We start from the raw sequence: 25,669 nt of genomic DNA, 5'->3' as shown, positions 1-25,669 counted from the left end.
CAAGCAACGCATTGATCACCTAGCTTCCTTGTTGAAGGTTGGAAGTTCTGAAGGGTTACAGGTTGGCAGGTTGGATGTTGAAAGTTCTGAAGGGTTACAGGTTGGCAGGTTGGATGTTGAAAGTTCTCAAGGGTCACAGGTTGACAGGTTGCATGTTGAAAGTTCTCAAGGGTTACAGGTTGGCAGGTTGCATGTTGAAAGTTCTCAAGGGTTACAGGTTGGCAGGTTGCATGTTGAAAGTTTTCCAGACAACCTTGAACCTTCAACCGAAACTAACCTTGAACCTTCAACCGAAACTAACCTTGAACCTTCAACCGAAACTAACCTTGAACCTTCAACCGAAACTAACCTTCAACCTTCAACCGAAACTAACCTTCAACCTTCAACCCCCGATTATGATAAGGCTACGTTGATAGAGATTGCTGAGACCTTGCGAGAACAAGGTGAAATATTTGTAGGGTTGGGGGAATCCTTGAGCTTACCAGGGTTTAAAGCTATTGCCGAAAACACCCTCAAAGCCCTTGACGCTTACCCTGAACAGGTGATGGAAATTGCCAAGATTGCCTTAACGAATTTCCAGGAAGCTCATACTGCTGTCTTAGGAGGCGATCGCACTCGTGGAGGAAACCCCAGCCGAGGCCTTCAACAATTAGCTGGATCACAAGAAGAGTTACAGGTTGTTCGCGAAGCGTGGCCAAAAGGCCAAGGTTGGAAGGTTGAAGGTTCACAATCGTTGAAGGTTGAAGGTTCACAATCGTTGAAGGTTGAAGGTTCACAATCGTTGAAGGTTGAAGGTTCACAATCGTTAAATGTTGAAGGTTGGAACGTTGAAGGTTTTCCAGACAAACTTCAACCTTCAACCAACACTAACCTTCAACCTTCAACCAACACTAATCTTCAACCTTCAACCAACACTAACCTTCAACCTTCAACCAACACTAACCTTCAACCTTCAACCAACACTAACCTTCAACCTTCAACCAACACTAACCTTCAACCTGCTAACCTTCAACCTGCTAACCTTAAATCGGCAACAGCCCTTGATGAATTACTTGAGGAAACCTTTGGTAATATTCCTCTCGCGCAACAGCAAACTAATCAAGTGTTTCCTGAAGAGGAATCTCTTGAGGGAGATAGTATACTTCCAGATAGTATATTTCCAGATACTATATTTCTGGATGAATCTTCAGAAACCGTAGCAACAGACAATCTTAACCAAGCTCAGACTGACTCTAAGCAAGAGTCGGAGTTAGCGGTTAACTCTGAATCAGGAAAAGAAGTAAACCAAATATCAATGTCTCCTCCCGATCGGGAGTCTGGAGAGGCTGGTGTGCCTTCATTAGCAGAGGGCTCGATCAAGACATCGGCCACAGTGCGCGTTGATTTAGACAGTCTTAAACATCTATCTCACCTAGTTGGGGAACTACTGATTAACCAAAACCAGTTAGGATGGCAGGATGAAAACTGTCAAGGGGTAGTTGAAAAACTCTCCAATTGGCTCAAGCAACACCGCCACACCCTGACTCAACTGCGCACTCAGCTCAAGAAGCATTCCTCTAATCAGCAAATTTCTAAGCTCTGGGATTCGGCATGGGAAGAAACCCTGCAACTGACTCAAGCTACAGAAGACCTGAGCTTGTTAGCCACTACGGCTGCTGCTAGTGTGGAACGAGAACAGCGTCTATCAACTCAGCTGAGGGATACTCTTCAATCGGCTCGGACTATACCTCTGGAACATCTGCTTAAATCCTTTCCCTCCATGGTGCAGCAGTTGTCTAATGTCCATCACAAGTCAGCGGAATTGACCCTCAGTGTTAGTAATGTCCTAGTTGATAAAACCATTGCTGATTATCTCTATGATGCTTTACTGCATCTAGTCCGCAATGGTTTCGACCATGGTATTGAATCTTCCGAGGTTCGCCAACAAAGGGGTAAACCTGCTATCGGTAAGATTGAAATTCGTGCCTTCTATCAAGGAAATCGCACCATCATTGAAGTCACAGATGATGGTCAGGGACTGGACTTGGAAAAGATTTATAATCGTGCCGTGGAAACCAACCTGCTCAGTGTTGAGCACTTGGAAGCCCTGGGCGAATCACCGGAGCCAAATCAGCTATTAGACTTACTTTGTCAGCCAGGATTTTCCACTGTTTCTCAAATTAACGAACTTTCTGGACGAGGTATTGGCCTAGATGTGGTGCGCTCCCAACTGCAACGGATTAACGGTCGGGTAAAGGTTCGCTTCCAGCAGGGTCTTGGCACAACCTTTTGCTTGCAGATCCAAGAGGCCCTCAGAAATGCCAGGGTGCTAGTGGTTCAAGCTAGTCAGGGAGTGTATGGGTTTGTGGGTAATGACATTGAACAGATAGTGTTGCCAGCATCTGAGCACATCCAGATGGTGAATGATCAAAAAATCCTGAATTGGCATCACAGGGGGAATGAGTATAGCACTCCCGTTTACCAACTCTCATGCTTACTGGAATACTCATCCCAACAGGTATCGACACTACCAGCTTGGAATCCCTTGCTCACTAAACCCCAAGAGATTAATCCGATCCTATTGATGGCTAGCGGTGACGGATGGGTAGGACTAGAAGTGGAACAAGTACTCGAAGAGCAAGAACTGGTGATCAAGCAGCTGTCTAATGCGATCGCATATCCTCCCTATGTTTATGGTTGCAGTATTTTGGCCGATGGTCGTTTGACCCTGGTAATTGACGGTACAGGGTTACTTAACTATGTACAGCAGCTCCCTCAATCTCAGCCATCCTTGTTGAAGGTTGGCAGTTATCAAGAGTTGAAAGTTGGGAGGTTGAAGGTTGTTCGCGAAGCGTGGCCTATTGGCCAAGGTTCTGAAGAGTTGAAGGTTAGCAGGTTGAAGGTTGTTCGCGAAGCGTGGCCTATTGGCCAAGGTTCTGAAGAGTTGAAGGTTAGCAGGTTGAACGTTGTTCGCGAAGCGTGGCCTTTTGGCCAAGGTTTTCCAGACAAGCTTCAACCTGATCATAGACAACCTGATAACCTTCAACCAGCTAACCTACCCTTCTCGAACGCCAAAGGCGAACAACCTGCCAACCTTCAACCTGCCAACCTTCAACCTGCTAACCTTCAACCTGCTAACCTTCAACCTGCTAACCTTCAACCTGCTAACCTTCAACCTGCTAACCTTCAACCTGCTAACCTTCAACCTGCCAACCTTCAACCTGCCAACCTTCAACCTGCCAAGCTTTCTAAAACCTTTTTAGTTGTCGATGATTCCATTACTGAGCGACAAAATTTAAGCCTAATTCTAGAACGAAATGGTAACCATGTGGTGCAAGCTAAAGATGGTTGGGAGGCTATAGAACTATTGCGCAGAAGTAGTGGTATTGATCTGATTATCTGTGATTTAGAAATGCCACGGTTAAACGGTCTTGAGTTTTTGAGTCTTAGTCATCAAGAGCCAGCTTTAGCTGATATTCCTATTATTATGCTCACCTCCCGTAGTCAGGATAAATACAAAAAACTTGCTACCGAACTCGGAGCTATAGCTTATTTGACTAAACCGTATTTAGACGAAGATATTTTAGCAACAATTAATAAAGCCGTCAGCGGTCAGCGGTCAGCGGTCAGTGGTCAGCCTAATGCTTAAAATAAACCTCAGCATTCAGTAGTCAGCGGTCAGCGGTCAGTGGTCAGCGGTCAGTGGTCAGCGGTCAGCGGTCAGTGGTCAGCCTAATGCTTAAAATAAACTTCATTTGGGATAATTTAATAGTAAGCGGTCAGCGGTCAGCCGTCAGGGGTCAGCGGTCAGCTTTCCGTAACTCTGATCAAACGAATGCTTACCTGTTTTATTCAAAATCACCTCAAGTAGCGTGGCACAGGCTTCTAGCCTGTGACCTAACCCATAAGCTGAAAGCTGAAACCTGATAACTGATAGCTGATAACTGATAACTGATAGCTGATAACTGATAAATAATAACTGATAGCTGATAACTGATAAATAATAACTGATAGCTGATAACTGATAACTGATAAATAATAACTGATAGCTGATAACTGATAGCTGATAGCTGATAGCTTACGGAGTAGGGATATGAAAAAAATTAGAGTTATTGTCTTTAAAATCGCTAAGTATTGGTTAGCATTACCAATGACAGTGGTCTTAAACGTTAGGGATTTTCCCAGCAACATTAGGGAGAGTAGCAGGGATAACAGACTAATTCATCTAGACAATCGAACCTTGACGCTGCTGCCTTTAAAACCAATACTGGTCAAACCTACCAAAGCTAAGCTACCGATAAGTCAAGGTTTAGGGGAAACCGCTGCTGTCACAAAATCCCCTATTGATTTATCAAATGTTGGCGAATTTTTGATCATCGTTAAAACTCCCGGGGGAGACGCCTGCGCCATTCCGGTTGAGCGGCTACCCACTATGATCGATTTGCCCTTATCAACGATTCGGAAATTGCCAGACTATTACAGTGAAACCTATCTCCTTGGTATGGCTAATTATGTCGCGGTGTGGCAATACGAAGCAGAAAAGTTAACGATTTTTTTGCTGGATTTAGAACGAGCATTGAGTGTTGCTATAGGTTATAGTTCAGGGAGTAGGGAGCGGTGCGACCCGTGGCGAATTTAATTCGCCTACGGAAAGCGCACCGAGGGAGTAGGGAGCGGTGCGACCCGTGGCGAATTTAATTCGCCTACGGAAAGCGCACCGAGGGAGTCGGGAGCAGGAATAAGGGAGCAGGGAATAGGTAATAAGGAGAAAAAATCTCTGTACATCATAGCTATGATAAACGCTATATATCAATCTCCTAACCTTAATGTATAGTGCTAGTATTCAGAAATAACCATAAAAATATCCCCATTTCGCCATCGGAGTGTGGGAATTTTAACTGAAATTTTTACCTAATTGTAAACGTGAGATGCACCCCTCCCCATGCTACTGGAATTCGGATCACTTGCCGATTGTTGGATAATCGTTTATGAGAGCAAGGGTTAGCTCAAACACAATTACCAATTCAGTTAAGTAATTACTCCGAACTCCAACCAGATATAGCCGTAGTTATACCAGATGAACTGCAATACCTAGACCATGATCCCACACCATCATAAATTTATTTAATTATTGAAGTTGCCGATACTAACTTGAGGAGGGATTGTGAACTGAAAGCTAACCATTATGCAGAGGCGGAGATTGCTGATTATTGGGTAATTTATTTAACTAATCGTCAATTGCATGTTTTTCGATAACCGACTGAGCAAGGGTATCAAAGTCAGGTAATTCTGGCAGATAATCAAACAATTTTACCGTTACAGTTGCCCGATTGTTTATTATCTGTATCTCAAATGTTGCCACCAGTGATTCCGGAGTTTCTTGAGGGTTGAGGGTTTACTGTTTACTGTCAATGGTTATCTATTCAGAAAAACGTGGAATAGTTATTAGGCGATGGGAGTGTTGAATTGGTGACTCCAATGCTAGCTAATTCAAATTTATTTATCTAGATTATGTATTTTTAAGCATCGGATAGGTATAAAATAAGTAACTACCATAGCCCTAATAAAGATGTGAGAACCATAAATTTCGTGGATCTATAATTCCTATGTGAAAACGACTCTTTCGTACCTGTTATGCTAAATTTATTCATACTAAATAATGCCCAAAACCCTTGCTAGGAAAAATTTTGGACATTATTTCTAGTTAAGTTAGTTTATTTGAGGTATGAACTCTAGGTATAGCTATCTTTGAAGTTTTTGTGACTAACAGTTTTGCATTCTAAGTCTAGAAGAAGCTTCTAAACCTGGTGGCATACTCCCTGGATCTGGACCTACCTCATCTATTCCTTCTTTATCAGTGCCAGTCTTTGTTATTTGTTGATTAAATTTGGAAGTTCCAGTGTCAGTTTCTAGATTCTGAGCATTAATTTTTTGATACCCATCACCAAATGACCCAATAGATTTATAATCCTGAGCAGAAACATCACTACCAAGAGCATACCTTACTTCTTTAACTTGTTCTATTGCTGCATTAAGAACTTTAATTAGCATATCTATAAATTGAGAATTATTCATTATTAGTTATTGATTTAAAGGAAACAATGACTTGGCTACTCAGGATTATTAGCAATTTTTATAGACAATAAGAGATTAGCTGGCATCCTCTGAAGTGATGCCAAGTATGGAGCCACCTAACAAAATAGTGTTATAGATATCCCTCGATACCTAGAATTAATCCATCGGTCTTTTCTGGCTTAGCAATTAACTCGCGCCCAATTTCTGGGATTATATCATGTCGATCAGATATTTAATTCCCGACTCCCTCGGTGCGCTTTCCGTAGGCGAATTAAATTCGCCACGGGTCGCACCGCTCCCGACTCCCGACTCCCGATTCCCCATTCCCCACACATATCCTCTTCGCCACATGGAAACCAATCAAATAAGCTGTCATCTGCGTACTAATCCGGGGCAAGGGCACAGCAGAAAGGTCAGCCACATAGACATTAGCTGACCCGTATACTTTACCAGTATCTATTGCATTGTCGAGTCCTTTATCAATCGCCTTACCGAATAGGCATCCCCCCGACAAGTGCTGCTCCGACAGTAAAAACCTGCGACTGTAAACATCAACATACTCCTCAATCTGGTTCTCTTCGTAGGGCATCTTAGTTACCAGTCGCAAGAACCACTTAACTAACCAATGTGGCTGTTCTCCCAAGCCGTTCAACAGTGCCATGTGCTTGGCAATCTCACTGTTAGCTACCACTTTATCCTGATTGAAATGGGATTGTTCCTCTTCTCCAAAGAAATCTAATTCAATCCGAGAGTCGTCCCTTGAATAGCAACCCTCTTTAGCAGCATTAAACTTAATCGCCGCAGTAATCAAGTGGGCTTCATCATGCCATGGTTTGCCTTGAAGTAAGTTATAAAGTCCCCATAACAGGTTAATGATGAAATTGACTGCCTGAAGAAACACCCTAATCACGTTCTTGATGATATTAAACAACCAAGGTAACCTGATCACGAACTTCTTGAGCCAGTTTGGGAACAGGAACGCCAGATAAAGGTGGGCAATCATAAACCACAGCCTCTCAAAATTACCAGAAAAGAAATCGAAGCAGCAAACCGTTTCTTGTCCCGGTTGTTCTGGTTCTGGTTGCCATACCGTTGTAGCAAACACAGAGATGTACACATCCCGAGGGGTAACATCGATACTCTTATCCACCACGTAGAGACCCAGGGGCATGACAATATGGTCATTCACATGCTGCCCGATCAGATCGTTTCCCAATTCCTCGCGGTGAGACCAGAGCAGCCGTGGCGTGGCACCCCCTGCGCACATAATCACCTTTCCACCATCCGGATTCAAAGACAAGCGTTCCGTCATCCCCGTGTCCAGGTACTTAACATGCACCCCCACGCACCGTGGTTTTTGCCCTTGCTCCTTAGAAAACTCAAGTCTCTCAACCCTACACCTAGTCTTGATCTCCACTCCCTGGCCAAACCAATCGACAATGGATACTCCGCTGTGGGTTCGCTGCCCAAATGAGTTGAACTGGGTTGGAAAAAGGTGCAACAGGCCAGTATCCCTCACCTCCAAATTAGGAATATTGTCGATAGCGTCTGTACTGGTCACAAAACCAACCTTCTCAGCCGCCTGGAGTACTTGTTTAGTCACAGGTGACGGATCGGTTACCGGGTTTGGTCTAGCAAACTTCTGATTCAACTCTGCCTTCAGGCTGTCCCAATAGGCTGCCGTTTGACCAATATGTGTCGCCAGCCACTCCGACGACTCATGCATCATGGTATAGTTAATCGAGCCGCCACCACCCATAGTGCAGGCTCGCCCAGATATAATCGGAATTCCCTTGGGAGTCAGGGCATTGTGCAACTTGAATACCTTTTCCTCCGCGTAGGACTTAGTCCAGTTGTTCTGGTGGGTAATGTCGCTGGTAGTAAAGAAATCATCCCCCTCCTCCAGCACTAACACCCGCTCCCGGATAGACCTGTCATTACCAGCTTCTAGGTAATAGCTCAGAAACCCACAGGCTCCGTTACCAGAGCCAACCACGATCGTATCGTACATCATCGGAATGGTTTTTTAAGAAAATTATTTTATTATATCGAATAGCGAACAGGCCAAGAGTGTGGGAAGTATGGGAAGTGTGGGAAGTGTGGGAAGTGTGGAGAGATGGGAAGATGAGGAGATGGGGAGATAGCCAGATGAAATTGATGTGTAACCGTTTGAGTGCTAAGAATTGGATAACCTTAAACCTTGGCCAAAAGGCCACGCAATCGCGAACAACAAACCAACCTTCAACCTTCAACCTTGGCCAAAAGGCCACGCAATCGCGTTCAACAAACCAACCTTCAACCTTCAACCTTCAACCTTGGCCAAAAGGCCACGCAATCGCGTTCAACAAACCAACCTTCAACCTTCAACCTTCAACCTTGGCCAAAAGGCCACGCAATCGCGTTCAACAAACCAACCTTCAACCTTCAACCTTCAACGGCCATGGCATCATAGCGACGCTCAAACTCAGCCTGAGTCAGCCTGTCACCGTTTTCCAGGGGAGGAATTGTTGGGTTGAGTGCGATTGGCCGTAGGCCACGCTTCGCGATTGACCGTAGGTCACGCTTCGCGAACGCATTTCGAGTCATGGTTTTTAGCATCCCACTAAAGAACGTTTAATACTTATGAGGTGCATTCAATTTTGTTACCCCTACTCCCTACTCCCTACTCCCTACTCCCTACTCCCTAATCAGTAAAAGGGATTCATCAAGACTTCTGAACCGCTGCCAGTAACCGCTGATTTTGAATGTCAGAAAAGAGTTCTTCGTAACGGTTGAGAGCTTGATCAAATGAATAATATTGAAGAGCATGTTGTCTACTTCTGTTGCCCAGTAATGTAACTCTTGCGGGATCCTTATACAACTCTAAGATTGTTTCTGCTAGAGTTTCTGGATCCTCTGGGGGAACAACAATGCCACCGCCGCTTTTTTTGACAGCTCTGGCAGCGGTTCCATTAGCAGGAACAGAAGCTAGGATGGGGCGACCACTAGCTAGCAGTACTTGGATTTTGGAGGGCATATTGAAAGAAATTACATTCTGCTTTTGTATTACCAACCCCACATCCGCTGCTGCTAGCATTTCCGGTAGTTTTTCCCGAGGTTGAAATGGCAGCAGCTTAACATTATTGGCGTCCCAAGTCTTACAGCACTGCTTTAGTCGGCCTAAAGCTTTCTGTTCTCCAACGATCACAATCACAATATCTCGAACGTGACGCACCCTAGATGCTGCCTTAATCAGAGTTTCTAAACCTTGAGTGAGGGCAATATTACCGGAGTAGAGTATAACGAACTTACCATTAAGGTTATGGGCAGTGCGAAAGGAGTTGTTTTCTTTTGGTAAAGGACGGATGAAGTTAACATCAACCCAATTGGTAATCTTCACAATTTTAGAGCTTGGCACACCCTTGCTGCGCAAGTTATCGGTAAAGCCATCAGCAATCACACTGATTTTGGTGACTGTGCGGTAAGCAAACCTTTCTACAACCTCTAATGCACGGATTAGAGGTTGGTTGCTCAGTAAGCCTACTTTAATAGCAGCTTCTGGCAAAATGTCTTGGAGATTTAGAATTACTGGCGTTCGGTGTATCCACCCCAAAATCACAGCTGGTAGGGAAACTAGCAGTGGTGGACTAGTTAAAATAATGATATCAGGGCGAGGAGAACTCAGAGCCTTGAGGAAGCTGGTAGCAACAAAGCTTGCCTCTAGCAATAATCGGTCGATCAAATTTGGTTTCGGGCGAATCCGCACATAACAGCGATCTACAATCACACCTTTGATGTGTTCGGTAAGATACAATTTTCCTCGATATCCCTCATAAATTTGACGTTGAGGATAGTTGGGCATCGCAGTAATGACCCGAACATCATGGCCTCTTTTGACCAACCCTTCTGCTAGTTCAGTCATCAATGGGGCAATCCCAATTGGCTCTGGATGATAGTTGTAAGAATATATTAGGATTCGCATAATCTCTAGTAGATGTTGCCAGCCGGGTGTAGACTCACCAAATTTGTGTATTGATTTATTGGCTTTAGCACTGAGAACTCACGACCATTGTCAAGTCAGGTTGGTGGTGCAAAATGCCCAATCAGGGATTTTAACCCTATAACTATTTATTCGGCTTCAATTCCATATTTTACGCCTGAATGACAGTTTTTGTAACAAAATTTAACATAAACACCCTTGACCAAAATATCATAATTGTGCATTACTAAAGCCTCTTTAAGAGCTACAGCAAGAATCTTTATGCCAATTCTGATTATGGCTGCAACTAATAAATCCTCCCTTTTGGTAATTGGTAATTGGTAATTGGTAATTGGTAATGAGCGTCTGATTACCGAGCTATAACTAGTTTTTGAAATCAACGGATAATTTCATTTACCAATAATTATATTTATATCGAAAAAAACACTTTTATTCATGGGTGCAATCCCGCATTTTCTGGGAAAATAGATTTTTTTTTCAGAATTTTTACGGATGGCATAGGAATTAAAAATTAATTAACAATTATTCTATAATCTCCAAAGTATTTTTATAAAAAATAAGTAATATCATTTCCAAGCTGCGTCGAATTGTATAGCATTTTTCATATCCAAGCTGCGTCGAATTGTATAGCATTTTTCATAGCTATGAGGTACACATAGGGAGCAGGTCAATTTTGTAAGAACACTTGAACTATAAACGCTTGAACTACAGTGTTTTCGGGGTTTCAGTAGCAGTTATGAGTTATTTGAGTACATTTGGCGAATTTGACATGCTCCCTACACATAATTTTTTGGCGTTGCATGATTCTGGGATAATTTTTAATTAATAAAAAAGTTAAACTTTAGCACTCTCATGAAATAACTGAGTATAAATTGCCCTAATTTTCAGTCTAATAGTATTGAAAAAATGGTCACATAAGGGGGGAGAAAATTATCAATGTAAGAGCTGTGCTCGCCAATTTATTTAGTCTTATTCAAAATTATGTTATTCTCAAAAAGTTGGCTCTCCTATACTGATTATAGTAAATGAGTAGGTTAAATGAGCTTAACCCCTTAAATAGCAAGGGATTCAATCAAATAAAAATACATTGTATTGATGCAGTCGCTCATGGGGTAAACCCCCAAGACCGCTTAGGTGCGCTTTTATTAAAATTGCATTTTTAAATTACTCAAAACCTTAATTAGTAAGGGCTATGGCGATTATTTTATTATACTAATTTATCCTAGCCACCCTAGGAGAGCAAAAAAGTTAAATAATACTGTTTAACTATGTACCTAAAGGGGAAGGGTTTTAGGGCTATTGAAAGAATTCATAAAGTCAATCATAATACAGGAATTAGTTGGGTGAAGCAGATTGGTAATCAGCTACCTGATTATCATAAAAATTACAAAACACCACAAGTGGGTAAACTAGATTAACTGCAAACATTTATAGCAAAAAAAACTAAAATTTTGGTATGGACATCTTTAAACAAGGATTCCGATGATATTTGATAATATTTAATAGGATAATAAAGGGCAAACCCTTTTTAAAAAAATCATAAAACAATCAATAATTTTTATTGCTATTTGATTACATATGGATATAAAGTTTACCATCAATTTAGTCCAAATGGAGACCAGAGCGTTAGTAAAAAATCAATGACAATGGTCGAAGGATAGAATAGTCATTTGCGTCATTATCTAGCGCGATCACATCGTAAAAACTTTTGTTATTATAAGTCAATATAGATGTTATAGTTGTCAATAAATTCATGATTGAATATCTCAAAAACAAAAGGATTACTAAATTAATTTCAGTATTAATTTCAGTTTAACATTTGGGAGGGATTATGAAGCGATCGCTATCGAAAAAAACTCTAAATCATCCCACAGTAATGCAACGCCAATTTTTTAACTATTCCCTGTTCCCTATTCCCTGTTCCCTATTCCCTGTTCCCTATTCCCTGTTCCCTATTCCCTACTCCCTGCTCCCTATTCCCTACTCCCTGCTCCCCATTTTGCCAAGTATTGACTACAATTTTCTAGGATGGCTTTGGCAGGTGTTTTAGCTTTGGACTTCGTCTACTAAGCAGGGAGTACACCTTGGCATAACGTTGTGACCAGTTGCTCAATACCAGAAGGGGGTAGTGGTTTTATGCCTAGAGTAGGATAGTGTTACTGGTCACTTATTTGACCAAGCCATGGGGCACTTGGGAAATCTTTGTTTATATAGCTCTGGTAAGGTTTCCCCGAGATAGTCTTGCTAAGTAAGCAGCATAAATCATTCCAGGAGAAAACGATGACCATTTCTCGTGTAAAAACAATTTTAGCGACCGTGTTACTCAGCACAGTATTGCTGGTAACATCCTGCGCTCAAAAAGCCCCCTCTCGTTTTGACCAGGCACAACAGGCCAGCAGCCAGGCTAGAAGTGGTCAGGCTGTTACCAAGAATGCCACTCAAGGGTCTCAATTCAACAAGTTTTTCCCACCATCAGGGGGTGGTTATCAACGAGTATATACCCAGGAGAAAAAAGGTTTTGCTCAAGCCAAGTTGAAGAAAAATGGCACTGAGGTGGCAGTTCTCTCAATTTCCGATACCAGCAGCATTCCTACCACTGCTGCCAAATATCAGCAAAGTGGTCAAACCATTGCTGGTTATCCAGCCCGGGAAATTGGTTCCACTCAAACCGCTATTTTGGTCGGTAAGCGCTACCAGGTAAAGATCCAATCCCGAGATCCGTCGTTTACCGCTAGCGATCGCAAAGCCTGGTTAGCAAAATTTAACCTCAGTGGTCTTGCCCGACTTTAGTAAATAAATGCTACAAGGAAAAAGGTGAATGGGGAATAAGCATCCTCAATCACACGAATCACGGGTGAGTAGGTCATTAGTCATCAGTCATTAGTTATCAGTAACTACGATCAGTAACTACGATCAGACTCGGTGTTGGTCACTCAGGACTAATAACCAAGGACTAATGACCAAGGACTAATGACTCGAAGGTATCAGATTGTAAAGGAGTCTGAGTGTGAGCAAAGCAATTTTTGAAATCGTTGATGATCTGCCAACGAAGAACCTGACCATCTCGGCGCTGAAGTCTCTAGACTTTGTTGTGCCTGGAGAGTGGGAAAATTTAGTGGGATTTGAAAATACCATTCGTGCGATCACTGGTGAAGAAGACGAAGAGGTAATTCAGGAAATTGGCGATCGCGCCGTCTATCTGTTCAATGACCGCTCCCAGGGCTACCAACGAGCGCTGTGGATTTACCAAACCATTGATAGCACTGGTACGGCTTTGGGTACAGCAGCTTTAGCGAACAAGGTTGGTGAAAAAATTCCCTTGTTGGGTTTCTTGAACAGGTTGACTCCGAAAGCTGACAAAGCCCAAACTATCGATCTGTCCATCAAAGTGGTAGGGGAATTGATCGGCTTTTGCCAAATTAATGGTCTGCCTGGGGATAGCATTGGTGACTTTGTGGGTGCCTTAGCTGACTATAGTGGCGCATCTATAATGCGTATGGCAGCACTGGTTTGTTTTGATGGTCTGATTCCCCTTGGTCCTGACTTTATCATGGGAGTACAGTCAACTCTAGAGCGTCTAACTCCCAACGAGTTGGAAGAAAGTGGGAGTTTCAAAGGGATCCAGGATGCGATTCCTGGGGATGATTCCGAAGGCAAGCTCAACTTTATTGGTCAAAGCTTTGAATCGGTGAAGGGATGGATGAGTGATTTCGTTACTGACCGAGGTGTGACCCCAGAACAAATCGCTAATAACTTGCAAAGTTTTATTGAGTTTTCTGATGACAAGTTAGACTATCTCGCCGCTTTTCTGGATATGTCTACTAACTATTATGAACACACTGGCATTCAAAGTCTGGCGCGTAGCTTAATTGAACGCGCCGCAGCGGAAATCTAGCACCATTTACGCATTAGTAGACAATTACGTTCGTCAGACAGACGTTGGTAGGAAACTTCGTCTGTCAGCTGATTCATAAACATCAACCCTCTGCCTCCTTCTTTTTCTAAAGGGTCATAGTCCTCTTGGCAGAGGGATTCCAGCTTGGATTGGAAATCAAAAGGCTGTCCATAGTCCCAAAGCCGCATTTCTAATCCATCAGTAAATAACTTTAACTCCAGCTCTATTACTGTAGTTTTAGGTAAATGTCGATGAGCATGGCGTACTACATTAGTAAATCCTTCCACCAAAGCAATTTGACACTGCTGCCAAAATTGCTGAGGCAGTAGGTCAGAAGTGAATTCCTCAAACCACTGTAATACATCTTTGACTTCACTCAAGTCTGTTTGGACCATTAGACGAGATTCTCGAAGCGGTTTTCCATTGCACATTAACCGACTGAGTTTCCAGGTTTTATTAATAAGCACCACTATTTTGTAAGATAAAAACAACAATGACTCTTCTGCAACACGGAGGTTCCGATCATCATGTCGATGCAGATCGGTCTAGTGGGAACCACTATATTAGCCTAAATTGATCGAATTTGATGGTACTTTTAAAAATTCTGGTGTTTACACGGTCTATGGCATTAGACTTCGCGGCAGTTGTCGGGAACTTCGGACAAGGGAACTTTGGATCAGCGGACAATAATTGAGAAAGACAGGATCACAAAAATACTTTGACAAGAGGTCTATTCTAATCTACTATTAAAAAATAGTTTTCGGTTCCAAGGTAAGCTAGGCTGGCATTTCATAAATTACCATCACCTTCCCCAGTAGGGGCGAAGGTGATGGGTCCAAACTCATCTAACCATAAAACTACATTCCATCTTTACGAACCACCACCAGGATAGTTTTGAAGATAATTCTGATATCATGGGCTAAGCTCCAGTGATGTTGGTATTTTAAGTCCATTTGAATGATATCTTCAAAACTACGGATTTTTGAGCGTCCATTCACCTGCCACTCACCAGTGATACCCGGTTTTACGTTTAAACGTTGCCACTCGGGAACCTCATATATTTCTACTTCATTGACTGTTGGTGGTCTTGTACCTACTAAACTCATCTCCCCTTTCAGAACATTCCAGAACTGAGGCAGTTCATCCAAGCTGGTTTTCCGTAAAAAATGACCTACTCTGGTGATTCTGGGGTCATTCTCATTCTTAAAAACTTTGCCATCAGCTTGATTTTTAACTTTCTCTTTTAGCTGTTCAGCGTTAGCACACATGGAGCGAAATTTCCAGATCCGAAACCGCTTTCCCATCCAACCACAACGGATTTGACCAAAAAAAATCGGACCAGGGCTATCTAGCTTAATAGCAAGGGCAATGGGAAGAAATAAAATACCAGTAATTCCCAAACCCACGATTGCACCCAGAATATCGATTAATCGCTTCACCGGAGATCTAACGGAGGGATGGGTTGTTGGTAAGTGATTTACTGATTTGTTGGTGCTTAGTGTGGTACTATTATCTGATGGTTGTATGGTTAACCTTTGGTCTAGTCCTGTAATGACCAATACAGACATGACTTGGGGAGTGACATTTTTAAGCAACGTTTTAACCCCTTGTTCTAGGGCGCTTTTGTGATTACTCACTAATGCACCGATACCACTGCTATCGATAAAATTAGTCTGGTGAAAATCAAATATGATTGTTTCAGGCAGAGGAATTTTTTGGAGAAGCTGCTGGAATAGTTGCTTAAACTCCACAGCTTCTAGTACACTGACACGACTGGGTAATTCCACCACGGGAGTATCTTGTGAGAACACTACCAGGAAATTGTCGCTCTTGACTGAATCAACCATCATAGAAGAAAAAGGGCTAGATTTTAACCTATAGTCTTGACCATTATTTTGTCCTAGAACGCTAGGATTCGCCAAAAAAATAGTCAAATATTATGAAATCTTTGAAAATCTGAACATGCTCTGTGGGACTCAAGCAACTGCCCGCCTGATCGAAGTTTTTTCTGCTATTCAAGGAGAAGGGCTAAATGTTGGCACTCGTCAGATCTTTATCCGGTTTGCCCTATGTGATCTAAGATGTCATTTCTGTGACAGTTTCCATACCTGGGCTGTCCCTCCTCAATGCCAGGTGGAACAGACTCCCGGTAAGCGTGATTTTGAAACTTATCCAAATCCAGTCCCCCTGCGATCGCTACTGAAATGGGTTGACAGACAAAATCAACATCGATTGCACGATAGCATTAGCCTCACTGGTGGTGAACCTTTACTTCATACTCCGTTTCTGGTGGAATGTCTGCCTGAGCTACGACAGTTAACTGGATTGCCCATTTACCTAGAAACTGGCGGTCATCGTCCTGAAGAGATGGCAAGGCTTTTGCCCTATTTGGACTCAGTGGGTATGGATATTAAGTTGCCCAGTGTGAGTGGAGAAAACAGATGGGCTGCTCACAGGGAATTTCTCAAGCTGTGCCACAACTCATCAGTGGAGGTATTTGTCAAGTTAATTATTGATTGCCACACTGACCCCACGGAGTTAGAACAATCTGCTGATTTGGTAGCAGCGGTTAGCGCGGAAATTCCAGTATTTCTGCAACCAGTGACTCCGTTGGAGGGGTCTGGGCAACCAATAGTTGCTCCTACTCCGGAGCAGGTTTTGGCTTGGCAGGCTTTAATGAAGCATTCTCTTAAGCAGGTAAGGGTGGTGCCTCAGACCCATAAAATTATCGGTCAGCTTTAGGGGTCTGTTGAAAGTTAGCTGGTTGAAAGTTAGCTGGTTGAAAGTTAGCTGGTTGAAAGTTAGCTGGTTGAAAGTTAGCTGGTTGAAAGTTAGCTGGTTGAAAGTTAGCTGGTTGAAAGTTAGCTGGTTGAAAGTTAGCTGGTTGAACGCGATTGCGTGGCCTTTTGGCCAAGGTTGAACGCGATTGCGTGGGCTTTTGGCCAAGGTTGTTCGCCTTTGGCGTTCGGTGAAGGGTAGGTTGTTTGCGTAGCGTGGCCTTTAGGCCAAGGTTATTTTAGTTGAACGCGATTGCGTGGCCTTTTGGCCAAGGTCAACAAACAACAGTCAGCAAACAACAGTCAACAAACATACAGTTAACAAACATAAAGTTAACAAACATAAAGTCAACAAACATACAGTTAACAAATAACCATCAACAAATAACCGTCAACAAACATACAGTCAACAAACATACAGTTAACAAATAACCGTCAACAAATAACCGTCAACAAATAACCAACAGTTAAGTCTTGCCTAGACATCACACTACATGGTTGTGCCTTCTCCCTTGGCTTTGGCTTGGGCTTTGGCTTTAGCGGCACTGCGTTTGAGAGCAGAGAGCCGGTCTTCGTATCTGCGCCGTAGACGACGACTAGGGGTGATTTCAATTAAGGTTTTCAAGGCACTGCCTAGACTCTTGTAGGCATTGGGTAGGGTATAACCAAAGCGAGTAGCTAGTGCGATCGCTTTTTCGTCAGCTTCGATAGCATATTTGAGGTTTTTCTCCCCATTGTTTTTTTGATAAAGTCGCCAACCTGAGACTCCGCATAGGGCTAATGCTAACAGCAGCAGTAAGCCATCTTGTACCCAGAGTTCCCCGACAGCACCCCCTAAACCAATGGCTAGGGCTGCCATTTCCCAGCCTTCTTTAGGAATTGTGTCATTTTGAATCCGGGCAACTTCATGCCAAAACAGGAGGTTACGCTGGTCAAGGGCGAGCTGCTCCCATTTAGTTAGGTCAATTTGAATTTCCACCTCGTCTGAACCTAGTTCTTCACAACGAACCAAGGGGGGATTGACTTCTGTTGACCCTTCCACCATCACCCAGCTTTGTAGCTCTGGTGGTAGTAAGGTTTTTAGTCGTCGGAGTTCACTCATTTCTGCTCTAGCAGAAGACGCTGCATAGGATGTCATTCATATCCTCCTACAAAAAACTTTTTCAAATTGAGCTGTTTGTGACCGGACAGTATCGACGAATTCGATTTACCCAAGTTTAAGATGTTGTGTACTCGACGAGAGTGAACTTCGAGGAAGCTAACTATCAGTAGTACGTCAAACTAATCCCTAAGGGTACTACTAGGCACTAAGCGCTTCGCCCATGGTCTTCTCTTTCTGTATTTAAATTTATAGTAGCGTTTCAGGGCTGACAGCTCAAAAACCAGATTAACCCATTACCAATTATCCCCATTACCCGATCACCCTATCTTCAGAATTTTCACCAGTAAATTAAGATTGCTTTGACACTCCCCGGTCATTAGACGCGGGGATTCTTAGATCAACGAGCCGCCGTAAACCGCCGAGTTCCAATCTTTGACGCCGCCAAAAATAGGACAATGCTTAACCAAAAACCCGTGAAAACACCAAGTCCCCAGTCAATTCACGACAGACCTAGAGGGCAGTTCTCCTTAAGCGTTGGAGTACTTCCTGGAAGTGCCTTAAAAGTCCGTTTCCCTTCCTTTTCCTCAAGTTCCGGTGTGCCCCACCGTACTTTGCGGTGCGCTTGACCTTGGCGAATTTAATTCGCCAAGGTCAAGCGCACCGTTTTTATCTCAAAGGTGATTCTTCTAGGTTCACACGCCAACTTTTAATTGACGGTTGGGTTTTTAAGGAGGAGTTTCCCTACCCTCCGAGCATTACTACTTTATGGTCAATCAAATTGCGGGTCTCTTTCCCGGTTGAGCCAACGGTTTTGCAGCCTGTACTCTATATTTAAGTCTACATTGGCTTTGACGATATTGGCTTTAACGATGATTCCGGAATTCCTCAAGATATTTTTCCACGGCGACTAAAGTCGCTACGAGCCTATATCCGGTGGTTTAAAAACACGGGGTTTTGGCTTGGGGAATTCCATAAAATTTTAGCGACCCTGTATCAGTCAATTTCCGGAATATATTGCAGCCGATCTGGAATAATTTTCAGCAAATCCTCTAATCATCCTGATATTCGGATATGACCAAGTCTTCCCAAAATCCTCCCCCTGAACCAGAGGCAAATCAAAGCCGGAGTGCTGTAGCCAGTATACTCCAATGGGGAAAACGTCCCTCTACTATTACCTTTGCCATGATCTCCCTGACCATTGGTCTGGTGGGATATTTTGGGGTCAGGATGTGGCTATACCAAAACTTACCTGGCTGGATTGAAACTGAACTGAGTAATGTCATCAAGCGAGATGTACGGGTTGGACAACTGAAAGCCTTATACCTGACTAGCCTGGAGTTGGGACCATCCTCTATCCCAGCTACCACCACTGACCCTGACCATGTGGCTATCAAAGCGATCAAAGTAGGTTTTAATCCCTTGCCTTTACTTGTCAAACGCTCTTTGCCTGTGACCATTAACTTGGTAAATGTGGATGTGTATGCCCAACAGGAAGCGAATGGGGAATGGATTAACTTAAAAGACTTGAATTTCGATAATTCCTTCTCTCCTCCGATTGATTTGGATGCTAAGGTGCGGGTGTGGAATGGTAAAATTGCCCTTTTACCCTATGGTCAGACTAATCCATTCAAGCTCAAACTTGATGCTACTGCTGGCTTATCCAACAACAATAAGCGTCTCAAGTATAGTATCACAACTGCTATTGCTGAGGGTAAGACCAAACTGGAGGGCAAGACATGGCTGACAACTGGGCAAAGTCAAGCTAGGGTCAACGTCCAAAACTTGGCATTGGCGGAGCTGATGCCGTTAATCAGAGCGGTTATTCCCAATATCCCAGCTAATCTCCAATCTGGTGAATTAGATGCCAAACTGAATATTTCCCTGCCTTCGGTTAAGGAAATCCCTGATGTTAAGGGTAAGGCTGAATTTAAAGGGATTCAGGTGCAAGTAAACCCGTTGAAGGCACCGGTGAAGGCTAACGCTAGACTGCGCTTCCAGGGAGACCAGGTGCGCTTGGAAAAAACTCAGGGGAGTTATGGAGCAATTGAAGCGTTGGTATCTGGTCAAGTCGGTTGGACAAAAGGGTTTGACCTGAATGTTGAGGTCACGCCCTTTAGCTTGGCGAAACTGCTGAAAACTGTTCCGCTGAAATCCCCAGTGCCAGTAGATGGGGAAATGGCAGCGGACTTATCGATTACCGGTCCGATTAACCAGCCAGAGGTGACTGGCACACTACGGAATACTAAAGTGACCACCATCGACAAGGTTAAGTTGGCTCAGATTCGGGCTGACTTGGCTGGGAATTTTTCCCAAGTGGTCTTGACGGATTTCTTAGTAAAACCTGAGGCAGGTGGGAAAATTACTGGGCGTGGTCAAGTAAGACTGGCTAGTGACCAGCAAGGGGGAACTAAACCTCAGGGAATGCCCCTAGCGTTCGATTTTATCGCTGCCCTTCCGGTGGATGCCATTGCATCTCCCTATAAGCTGCCATCTCAGATTACCCTGGGCAACCTCGACGCCCAAGCTACCATCAGAGGAAACACTCAAAACCCCCAAGGGAGTCTAATTTGGCAAGCACCAGCGGTATCCACTTCATCTTCAAAGAATATCGGGGTTTCTGGTGCTGGAGAACTCCTGTTGCTCAATCAGAATATTTTACTGCGTAACACCCAGGTCAAGGTCGGTAAAGGGAGAATCACTGCTACGGGTACAGGAAACCTTAAAACCAGTAAGTGGGAAGCTACTGTAGTGGCTAACGCTGTGCCTCTAGACCCCTTCTTACCCCTGTCGGGACAGTTAACCCAAGGAAAAATCAACCTCTCTGGTAGTTTCAAATCCTTTTCTCCTAAATCTATTGAGGCAACAGGAGATATGCAGGTGGGGGTAGAAGGGGGTAAGGTGAAGGCTACAGGTCAGGTAAATCGGGGCATGGTGGAGTTGGACGCCAGAGCCTCTAAAATTAAACTGAATAAGGTAGTGCCCAAGTTTGGTTTACCGATTGGTTTAGATTCTGGCAAAATCAACCTTTCTGCTTCCCTGGAGTCTCTGCTATCTTCTAGCTCAACTCCCAACCTCAATAGCCTGATGAATACTATCGATGGCAATTTTAATGGGTTGCTCGGGGTGGGTGGGGGTAAGGTTAATGCTACAGGTCAGCTAAATTCAGGGAATCTGGATGTTAATGCATTAGCTGGTCAAATTCAGCTCAATCCCCTAGTTCCCAATTTGGCCATACCAGTAGCACTACGGTCGGGTCAGCTTAATCTTTCGGGAACCCTAGCATCTCTTATCGCCTCTGGCTTGAATCGGGACTTCAATAGCCTCAATACTATCAAGGCCAATTTTGAGGGAAACTTAGGGGTCGCTGATGGTCAAGTTAATGCCAAAGGTCAGTTAAATTCAGGGAATCTGGATGTTAATGCATTAGCTGGTCAAATTCAGCTCAATCCCCTAGTGCCAGATGTAACCATACCAGTAGCGCTACGGTCGGGTCAGCTTAATCTTTCCGGAACGATAGCATCTCTGCTTGCCTCTGCCTTGAATCGGGACTTCAACAGCCTAAATACTATCAAAGCCAATTTTGAGGGAAACTTAGGGGTGGCTGATGGTCAAGTTAACGCTACAGGTCAATTAAATTCAGGAAATCTGGATGTTAATGCATTAGCTGGTCAAATTCAGCTCAATCCCCTAGTGCCAGATGTAACGATACCAGTAGCGCTACGGTCAGGTCAGCTTAATCTTTCCGGAAGCCTGGCATCTCTGCTCGCCTCTGCCTTGAATCGGGACTTGAATAGCCTCAATACTATCAACGCCAATTTTGAGGGAAACTTAGGGGTGGCTGATGGTCAAGTTAATGCCAAAGGTCAGTTAAAGTCAGGGAATCTGGATGTTAATGCATTAGCTGGTCAAATTAGCTTGAGTAATAGTATTCCTAATCTAGCGCTACCGATAGCTCTCAAGTCAGGTAAAGCTAACCTTTCTAGTTCTTTAGAGTCTCTACTGGCTTTCGGCTCATCATTTAACCTTGACCTACTCAAGGCAATTCAGGCTAGCTTTGATGGAAACCTAGGTGTAGGTGGTGGTAACGTTAATGCTATCGGTCAGTTAAGCTCTGGGGTGCTGACTGCGGATGCGATCGCAAACAGCCTGGATGTAGGGGAAATCGCATCCCAAATGGCCTTAGCTAACTTCCCAACTATCGATACAGAAATCGGGGGAAAAGTCAAGTTAAAGAGCCGACTTAACACCCTAGACCCCCCAACTCTACTGAATCAGACTGACCTACAAGCAGACCTTAACGGAGTACTAGCCCAAGGGAAACTTAACCTAAATAGCACCCTTAGCAAGGGTCTATGGCAAGCGGCAATTAATACCACTAATCTTGATTCCTCCTTACTGGTTAGTCAGTTATTACCGGAGCTGGGTAACCAAAAACTAGAGCTAGGACCGCTGAACAGTCAACTGAATTTATCCGGAAACCTCAATCCTCTGCTCAATCCTGGTGCTATTGCTACCATTAAAGCAAATACCCTATCGCTAGAGTTGCCAAAACATTCCTTTAATGCTAAGGGAGTAATCCTACTGTCCCATCTCACCAAAACTAACCCTAGTCAGATGCCATGGGAGATTGGAACTGATCTAAACCTAGAGGTTGGTTCTGATCTCAGTAAATTGCCCTATAACCTGCTATTGAGTCGGTTACCTTTGGAGCAAATTTCCCCAGGGTATCAAATTCAGGTCAAGGGTCAAGCTGACTTGAACGGTCGCATCCAAGGGAAAAATTTACTCTCAGCCCCTTTCCTACCTGGGAATTTGAATATGACCGGGAATCTACAGCTATCGAATTTGAAGGTTAACGACTTAACCTTTGAGCCAGTGTTAGCTGGGCCAGTAACCGTTGCGCCAGGACAAGAATTAGCCATAGATTTACGAGGAAAGAAAGATGCGATCGCAACTCGCCTCCAACCCTGTACTAGAGGAGACCAATGTCTTGCTCCCTATCTGCCTGCATCCTTTACACTCCAACAGGGACAAGGGTCACAATTCCCGATTCTGATCACAGGAGTACGCCGGGGAGATAACTTAAGGGCTCAGATCAAGAATTTTTCCCTAGCTATCCTTAATCTGACCCCTGGTTTGATCTACGGTATTCCCGGTAGATTGGAAGGCGAGGTAACAGGGCAAGCTAACCTGAATCTTTTCACCCTAGAAACCTCTGGTCGTAATACTATCGAAATTAAGGAACTTGCTCTAGGAGAAATCAAAGCTAAACAAGTTAGTGCTAACTTATCCTATCAAGATCATATTGCCCAGATTGCATCAGCTGCTTTAATCTTAGGTAACAGTCGATATTTATTCAAAGATGGTCGATTTAATCTCAAGTCTCAACAAATAAACGGCAAGCTTACTATTCCAGAAGCCTATATTGAAGACCTACTGACTATTGTCAAACGTGTTGATATTATCGACATCGCTCAAGGATTCCAAACTACTAATTCCTCTACTACTAATTCCTCTAGTGATAAAATTGGTAACAAGAAATTTGGCAACGCTGACCAATTACGACCATTCCCTAGTATTATACCAGGCTCCCTAGCTACTCTCCTAGGACGGTTTGCCAAAATTAATGCCCTAGACGACGCTGTCGCTAACCCGTTTAATCCCACTACACTCCTGACTAATTTAGATATTCGAGGTAAGTATACTGGAGAAATTGCTGTTGCTGGAATCTTGACTAATCCTAAAGTCGATTTTAATGTTGAAGGCAACAATTGGCAGTGGTATGCTAATTCTCCCAATCAAGTTATTGTGGTCAACCAATTAGTTGCTAAAGGAAGTTACGACCAAGGTGTGATTACTGTGCAGCCAGCCCGAATGGAATTGGGGGAAACAGTCTTAGCATTTCAAGGACAGCTTGGCCAAGAAAGCAACTCAGGAAACTTCCTCCTCCAGAATCTATCTCTAGAGACCGTTAGCAACTTAGCAAGCAATTTTGTCACTATTCCCTTTAATATTACAGGTAACTTAAATGCCAAAGGCCAGCTGGGTGGTAGTCTCACCAATCCCCAAGTCACCAATGGGCAAGTCGCTGTTGTAGATGGCTCCGTCAATAATACCTCCCTCGATGATATTGAAGTCAATTTCGACTATGTTGATTCTCGTCTTGACTTTGACACCAACAAACCAGATTATCTACAAGTCTCTGGTAAAGTCCCCTTTCCCCCCAAACCAGATAGCGATCGCATAGATATCAACCTCAAGCTGGCAACTCCAGCAATGGCACTCCTTGGTGTAGTGACTCAAAAACAAGTGGAATGGGTGAATGGAGAGGATAGAACCGCTGATATAGACCTGGATGTTAGTGGAAGTTTGGAGTTAGCAGATGGTATCAAAATTAAAGACTTATCAGGAACATCTGAGGTTAATATCCAGAATGGCACTCTCAAAACTAAGCTCCTAGAAGATGACTTTACCCTCAATGTTGTAGGCAAGGTTAAGTTAGATCAGCAGCGCCTGGAAGTAGTAAACTATCCAGATAGAGAAGGTCAAAAAACTATCGAGGGTAACCTAGCAGGGATTGGATTCTCCCTGTCTGGGCAATTGCCGATAGTGTCAAATAGGATAGCGTCAAATACGACAAACTCCTCCAATCCCCTAACCCTGACAATTCCTAAAGATAACCTAAAGTTAGCAGGGCTCTATGAAGGGGGAGTAGCAAGTAATATCGTGATTACGGGTTCAGCATTGCGTCCAGTTATTGGAGGAAACATTAACTTAGAAAATGGGCAAGCCTTTATACCGAAGATACAGGAAACCAAGACCCAAGCAAGTGACGAAAAACCCGTTAAGAATACGTCTAATCAGACTCCCTCAGTAGTCCGTAGTAGAATAAATAATCTGTTTGTGCCTAGGTTAAGGAATTTTCAGATAAATTTGGTAAATGAGTTAAGAGTACAACAGTTTCCCATATATGATATTCGAATAGCTGGTGATTTAACCCTCAACGGTCCTATCAATGGCAATCTCCAAAACTTACAAGGATTGGGAACAATTACGCTACGACGTTGGGAAGTTGATGTATTAGAAACCGAATTTGTTTCAGACAGGCGGCACAATAACACCATTGTATTTGTACCAGAACAGGGATTACTCAATCCCAATTTAGATCTTAAGTTTATCACCATAGCCTTTGAGCCTTCTGGTGCCTTACGTCAAAGACGGGTTGATAACGAAATCCTTGAGAATGTCGTGCAGTCTTCTCGACCCGACCAAGTAAAGGTAACCCTCGCCATCAAAGGTCAAACTAGTAAAATCCTTGCCCTAGGAGGAGAGAAAGATTATTGTGCTGATCAGCAAATTACCAGTAGTGGACAAGATAGGGGACTAGCTAAACTTGGTTCAAAAACAACCATCTTGTCTCGGCAACAATTCCAACAGCTCTCTGAGTGTGTTTATGGGGAAGCTATAGCTAATAGTGAGGACAAAGCGTTTCTATTTTCTCCCATTGTCACCTTAACCAGTACTCCTCCCCGCAGTGAAAGTGGAATTATCGCTCTGCTCGGTAACAGTTTTATTACCCAATTTGAAACTATCGCTAACAGCAATGAACGAGAAATAGCTGAGTTAGTGATTACTCAGTATGTTGTTCGACCAATTATCAAACATATTTTATTTACTGTTGAAGAACAAGTCAGTAATGTCGGGAGATCCATCGGTTTAGCTGATTTACAGGTTTACCCAACCTTCGATGCCGTTTATGATTTGGGACAAACTTCCTCAGTTGAATTGAGTTACGACTACGTGTTTAATGAGGTACAAGTTAGATATAAATGGCAATTTTGATTAGCTAGAATTTAGAATTT

20 protein-coding genes and 2 pseudogenes are annotated in these 25,669 nt (G+C 43.4%); 12 read left to right on the top strand and 10 right to left on the bottom strand.

The window, feature by feature from the left end; genetic code table 11:
• The 3 genes from F6K38_RS13735 to F6K38_RS13725 form a co-directional block, all read left to right on the top strand.
• Positions 1-3,628 (top strand): response regulator (locus F6K38_RS13735; protein WP_287356743.1); only part of this gene is annotated, 3,628 nt, incomplete at its 5' end.
• Positions 3,629-3,714: 86 nt separating this feature from the next.
• A complete protein-coding gene (locus F6K38_RS13730; RefSeq protein WP_287356741.1) occupies positions 3,715-3,906 on the top strand; it encodes a hypothetical protein in 192 nt (63 codons plus the stop codon).
• 166 nt (positions 3,907-4,072) lie between these two features.
• Positions 4,073-4,618, top strand: a complete 546-nt coding sequence (locus F6K38_RS13725; RefSeq protein WP_154659870.1) for a hypothetical protein — start codon at positions 4,073-4,075, stop codon at positions 4,616-4,618.
• 5 nt (positions 4,619-4,623) lie between these two features.
• Here F6K38_RS13725 and F6K38_RS13720 read toward each other — a convergent pair whose 3' ends face one another.
• Positions 4,624-4,767, bottom strand: coding sequence for a hypothetical protein (locus F6K38_RS13720; protein ID WP_154659871.1), 144 nt, complete (start codon positions 4,765-4,767; stop codon positions 4,624-4,626).
• A gap of 363 nt (positions 4,768-5,130) precedes the next feature.
• Between F6K38_RS13720 and F6K38_RS43315 the strand changes: the two genes are divergently transcribed.
• Complete coding sequence (locus F6K38_RS43315; protein ID WP_161603178.1) at positions 5,131-5,235, top strand: Uma2 family endonuclease; 105 nt, start codon at positions 5,131-5,133, stop codon at positions 5,233-5,235.
• On the opposite strand, the gene F6K38_RS13715 is transcribed toward F6K38_RS43315, so the two are convergent.
• The 3 genes from F6K38_RS13715 to F6K38_RS13705 form a co-directional block, all read right to left on the bottom strand.
• Entirely contained in the window at positions 5,207-5,341 is a 135-nt protein-coding gene (locus tag F6K38_RS13715) for a hypothetical protein (RefSeq protein WP_287356740.1), read from the bottom strand. The two genes, F6K38_RS43315 and F6K38_RS13715, sit on opposite strands and share 29 nt — an antisense overlap.
• Positions 5,342-5,742: 401 nt before the next feature.
• Positions 5,743-6,054 (bottom strand): hypothetical protein, encoded by a 312-nt coding sequence (locus F6K38_RS13710; RefSeq protein ID WP_008187623.1) that lies wholly within the window; start codon positions 6,052-6,054, stop codon positions 5,743-5,745.
• Positions 6,055-6,325: 271 nt separating this feature from the next.
• Entirely contained in the window at positions 6,326-8,068 is a 1,743-nt protein-coding gene (locus F6K38_RS13705) for a GMC family oxidoreductase N-terminal domain-containing protein (protein WP_287356738.1), read from the bottom strand.
• Between the two features lie 186 nt (positions 8,069-8,254).
• On the opposite strand from F6K38_RS13705, the gene F6K38_RS13700 reads away from it, so the two are divergent.
• Entirely contained in the window at positions 8,255-8,506 is a 252-nt protein-coding gene (locus tag F6K38_RS13700; protein ID WP_287263327.1) for a hypothetical protein, read from the top strand.
• Here the strand turns inward: F6K38_RS13700 and F6K38_RS44175 are convergent.
• Both F6K38_RS44175 and F6K38_RS13690 read right to left on the bottom strand, forming a co-directional pair.
• Positions 8,494-8,577 (bottom strand): annotated as a pseudogene (locus F6K38_RS44175) (Uma2 family endonuclease); the annotation flags it as partial. The gene F6K38_RS13700 and the pseudogene F6K38_RS44175 sit on opposite strands and share 13 nt — an antisense overlap.
• Positions 8,578-8,758: 181 nt before the next feature.
• Positions 8,759-10,015 (bottom strand): glycosyltransferase family 4 protein, encoded by a 1,257-nt coding sequence (locus tag F6K38_RS13690; protein WP_008187629.1) that lies wholly within the window; start codon positions 10,013-10,015, stop codon positions 8,759-8,761.
• A 1,592-nt stretch (positions 10,016-11,607) separates the two neighbouring features.
• Here F6K38_RS13690 and F6K38_RS44170 point away from each other — a divergent pair.
• The 4 genes and pseudogenes from F6K38_RS44170 to F6K38_RS13675 form a co-directional block, all read left to right on the top strand.
• A pseudogene (locus F6K38_RS44170) lies at positions 11,608-11,757 on the top strand (IS1 family transposase); the annotation flags it as partial.
• 107 nt (positions 11,758-11,864) lie between these two features.
• A complete protein-coding gene (locus F6K38_RS13685; protein ID WP_287251152.1) occupies positions 11,865-12,083 on the top strand; it encodes a hypothetical protein in 219 nt (72 codons plus the stop codon).
• Positions 12,084-12,313: 230 nt separating this feature from the next.
• The gene (locus tag F6K38_RS13680; RefSeq protein WP_008187636.1) at positions 12,314-12,823 is read left to right on the top strand and encodes a hypothetical protein; all 510 of its coding nucleotides are present in this window, start codon (positions 12,314-12,316) and stop codon (positions 12,821-12,823) included.
• Positions 12,824-13,040: 217 nt separating this feature from the next.
• Positions 13,041-13,928 (top strand): hypothetical protein, encoded by an 888-nt coding sequence (locus F6K38_RS13675; RefSeq protein ID WP_008187638.1) that lies wholly within the window; start codon positions 13,041-13,043, stop codon positions 13,926-13,928.
• Here F6K38_RS13675 and F6K38_RS13670 read toward each other — a convergent pair.
• On the bottom strand, positions 13,925-14,323 hold the full coding sequence (locus tag F6K38_RS13670; protein WP_008187640.1) for an ATP-binding protein: 399 nt from the start codon (positions 14,321-14,323) through the stop codon (positions 13,925-13,927). The two genes, F6K38_RS13675 and F6K38_RS13670, sit on opposite strands and share 4 nt — an antisense overlap.
• 462 nt (positions 14,324-14,785) lie before the next feature.
• On the bottom strand, positions 14,786-15,775 hold the full coding sequence (locus F6K38_RS13665; RefSeq protein ID WP_044494201.1) for a sugar transferase: 990 nt from the start codon (positions 15,773-15,775) through the stop codon (positions 14,786-14,788).
• A gap of 115 nt (positions 15,776-15,890) precedes the next feature.
• Here F6K38_RS13665 and F6K38_RS13660 point away from each other — a divergent pair, with 115 nt between their 5' ends.
• Positions 15,891-16,670 carry a 7-carboxy-7-deazaguanine synthase QueE gene (locus F6K38_RS13660; RefSeq protein ID WP_008187645.1) on the top strand — a complete coding sequence of 260 codons (780 nt, stop codon included), beginning with the start codon at positions 15,891-15,893 and terminating at the stop codon, positions 16,668-16,670.
• Here F6K38_RS13660 and F6K38_RS13655 read toward each other — a convergent pair.
• Together F6K38_RS13655 and F6K38_RS13650 are read right to left on the bottom strand one after the other, a co-directional pair.
• The gene (locus F6K38_RS13655; protein WP_287263331.1) at positions 16,654-16,842 is read right to left on the bottom strand and encodes a pentapeptide repeat-containing protein; all 189 of its coding nucleotides are present in this window, start codon (positions 16,840-16,842) and stop codon (positions 16,654-16,656) included. The two genes, F6K38_RS13660 and F6K38_RS13655, sit on opposite strands and share 17 nt — an antisense overlap.
• A gap of 353 nt (positions 16,843-17,195) precedes the next feature.
• Complete coding sequence (locus F6K38_RS13650) at positions 17,196-17,843, bottom strand: DUF3318 domain-containing protein (protein ID WP_008187651.1); 648 nt, start codon at positions 17,841-17,843, stop codon at positions 17,196-17,198.
• Between the two features lie 592 nt (positions 17,844-18,435).
• On the opposite strand from F6K38_RS13650, the gene F6K38_RS13645 reads away from it, so the two are divergent.
• Together F6K38_RS13645 and F6K38_RS13640 are read left to right on the top strand one after the other, a co-directional pair.
• Positions 18,436-18,642, top strand: a complete 207-nt coding sequence (locus F6K38_RS13645; protein ID WP_131827050.1) for a hypothetical protein — start codon at positions 18,436-18,438, stop codon at positions 18,640-18,642.
• A 236-nt stretch (positions 18,643-18,878) separates the two neighbouring features.
• The gene (locus tag F6K38_RS13640) at positions 18,879-25,649 is read left to right on the top strand and encodes a translocation/assembly module TamB domain-containing protein (protein WP_287356736.1); all 6,771 of its coding nucleotides are present in this window, start codon (positions 18,879-18,881) and stop codon (positions 25,647-25,649) included.
• The last annotated feature ends 20 nt before the right edge of the window (positions 25,650-25,669 follow it).

The sequence above is a fragment of the Moorena sp. SIO3B2 genome (assembly GCF_010692525.1).
Lineage (GTDB): Bacteria > Cyanobacteriota > Cyanobacteriia > Cyanobacteriales > Coleofasciculaceae > Moorena > Moorena producens.
Note: the sequence above shows the minus strand (reverse complement) of the source record. Positions and strands in the feature narration are given on the sequence as shown.

What these genes read in the sequence shown, in the direction of transcription:
- F6K38_RS13730 (WP_287356741.1), top strand. Translation starts at nt 3,715, where the DNA reads ATGCTTAAAATAAACTTCATTTGGGATAATTTAATAGTAAGCGGTCAG.
- F6K38_RS13725 (WP_154659870.1), top strand. Translation starts at nt 4,073, where the DNA reads ATGAAAAAAATTAGAGTTATTGTCTTTAAAATCGCTAAGTATTGGTTA.
- F6K38_RS13720 (WP_154659871.1), bottom strand. Translation starts at nt 4,767, where the DNA reads ATGATGTACAGAGATTTTTTCTCCTTATTACCTATTCCCTGCTCCCTT.
- F6K38_RS13710 (WP_008187623.1), bottom strand. Translation starts at nt 6,054, where the DNA reads ATGAATAATTCTCAATTTATAGATATGCTAATTAAAGTTCTTAATGCA.
- F6K38_RS13705 (WP_287356738.1), bottom strand. Translation starts at nt 8,068, where the DNA reads ATGATGTACGATACGATCGTGGTTGGCTCTGGTAACGGAGCCTGTGGG.
- F6K38_RS13690 (WP_008187629.1), bottom strand. Translation starts at nt 10,015, where the DNA reads ATGCGAATCCTAATATATTCTTACAACTATCATCCAGAGCCAATTGGG.
- F6K38_RS13685 (WP_287251152.1), top strand. Translation starts at nt 11,865, where the DNA reads ATGAAGCGATCGCTATCGAAAAAAACTCTAAATCATCCCACAGTAATG.
- F6K38_RS13680 (WP_008187636.1), top strand. Translation starts at nt 12,314, where the DNA reads ATGACCATTTCTCGTGTAAAAACAATTTTAGCGACCGTGTTACTCAGC.
- F6K38_RS13670 (WP_008187640.1), bottom strand. Translation starts at nt 14,323, where the DNA reads ATGGTCCAAACAGACTTGAGTGAAGTCAAAGATGTATTACAGTGGTTT.
- F6K38_RS13665 (WP_044494201.1), bottom strand. Translation starts at nt 15,775, where the DNA reads ATGGTTGATTCAGTCAAGAGCGACAATTTCCTGGTAGTGTTCTCACAA.
- F6K38_RS13660 (WP_008187645.1), top strand. Translation starts at nt 15,891, where the DNA reads ATGCTCTGTGGGACTCAAGCAACTGCCCGCCTGATCGAAGTTTTTTCT.
- F6K38_RS13650 (WP_008187651.1), bottom strand. Translation starts at nt 17,843, where the DNA reads ATGACATCCTATGCAGCGTCTTCTGCTAGAGCAGAAATGAGTGAACTC.
- F6K38_RS13640 (WP_287356736.1), top strand. Translation starts at nt 18,879, where the DNA reads ATGACCAAGTCTTCCCAAAATCCTCCCCCTGAACCAGAGGCAAATCAA.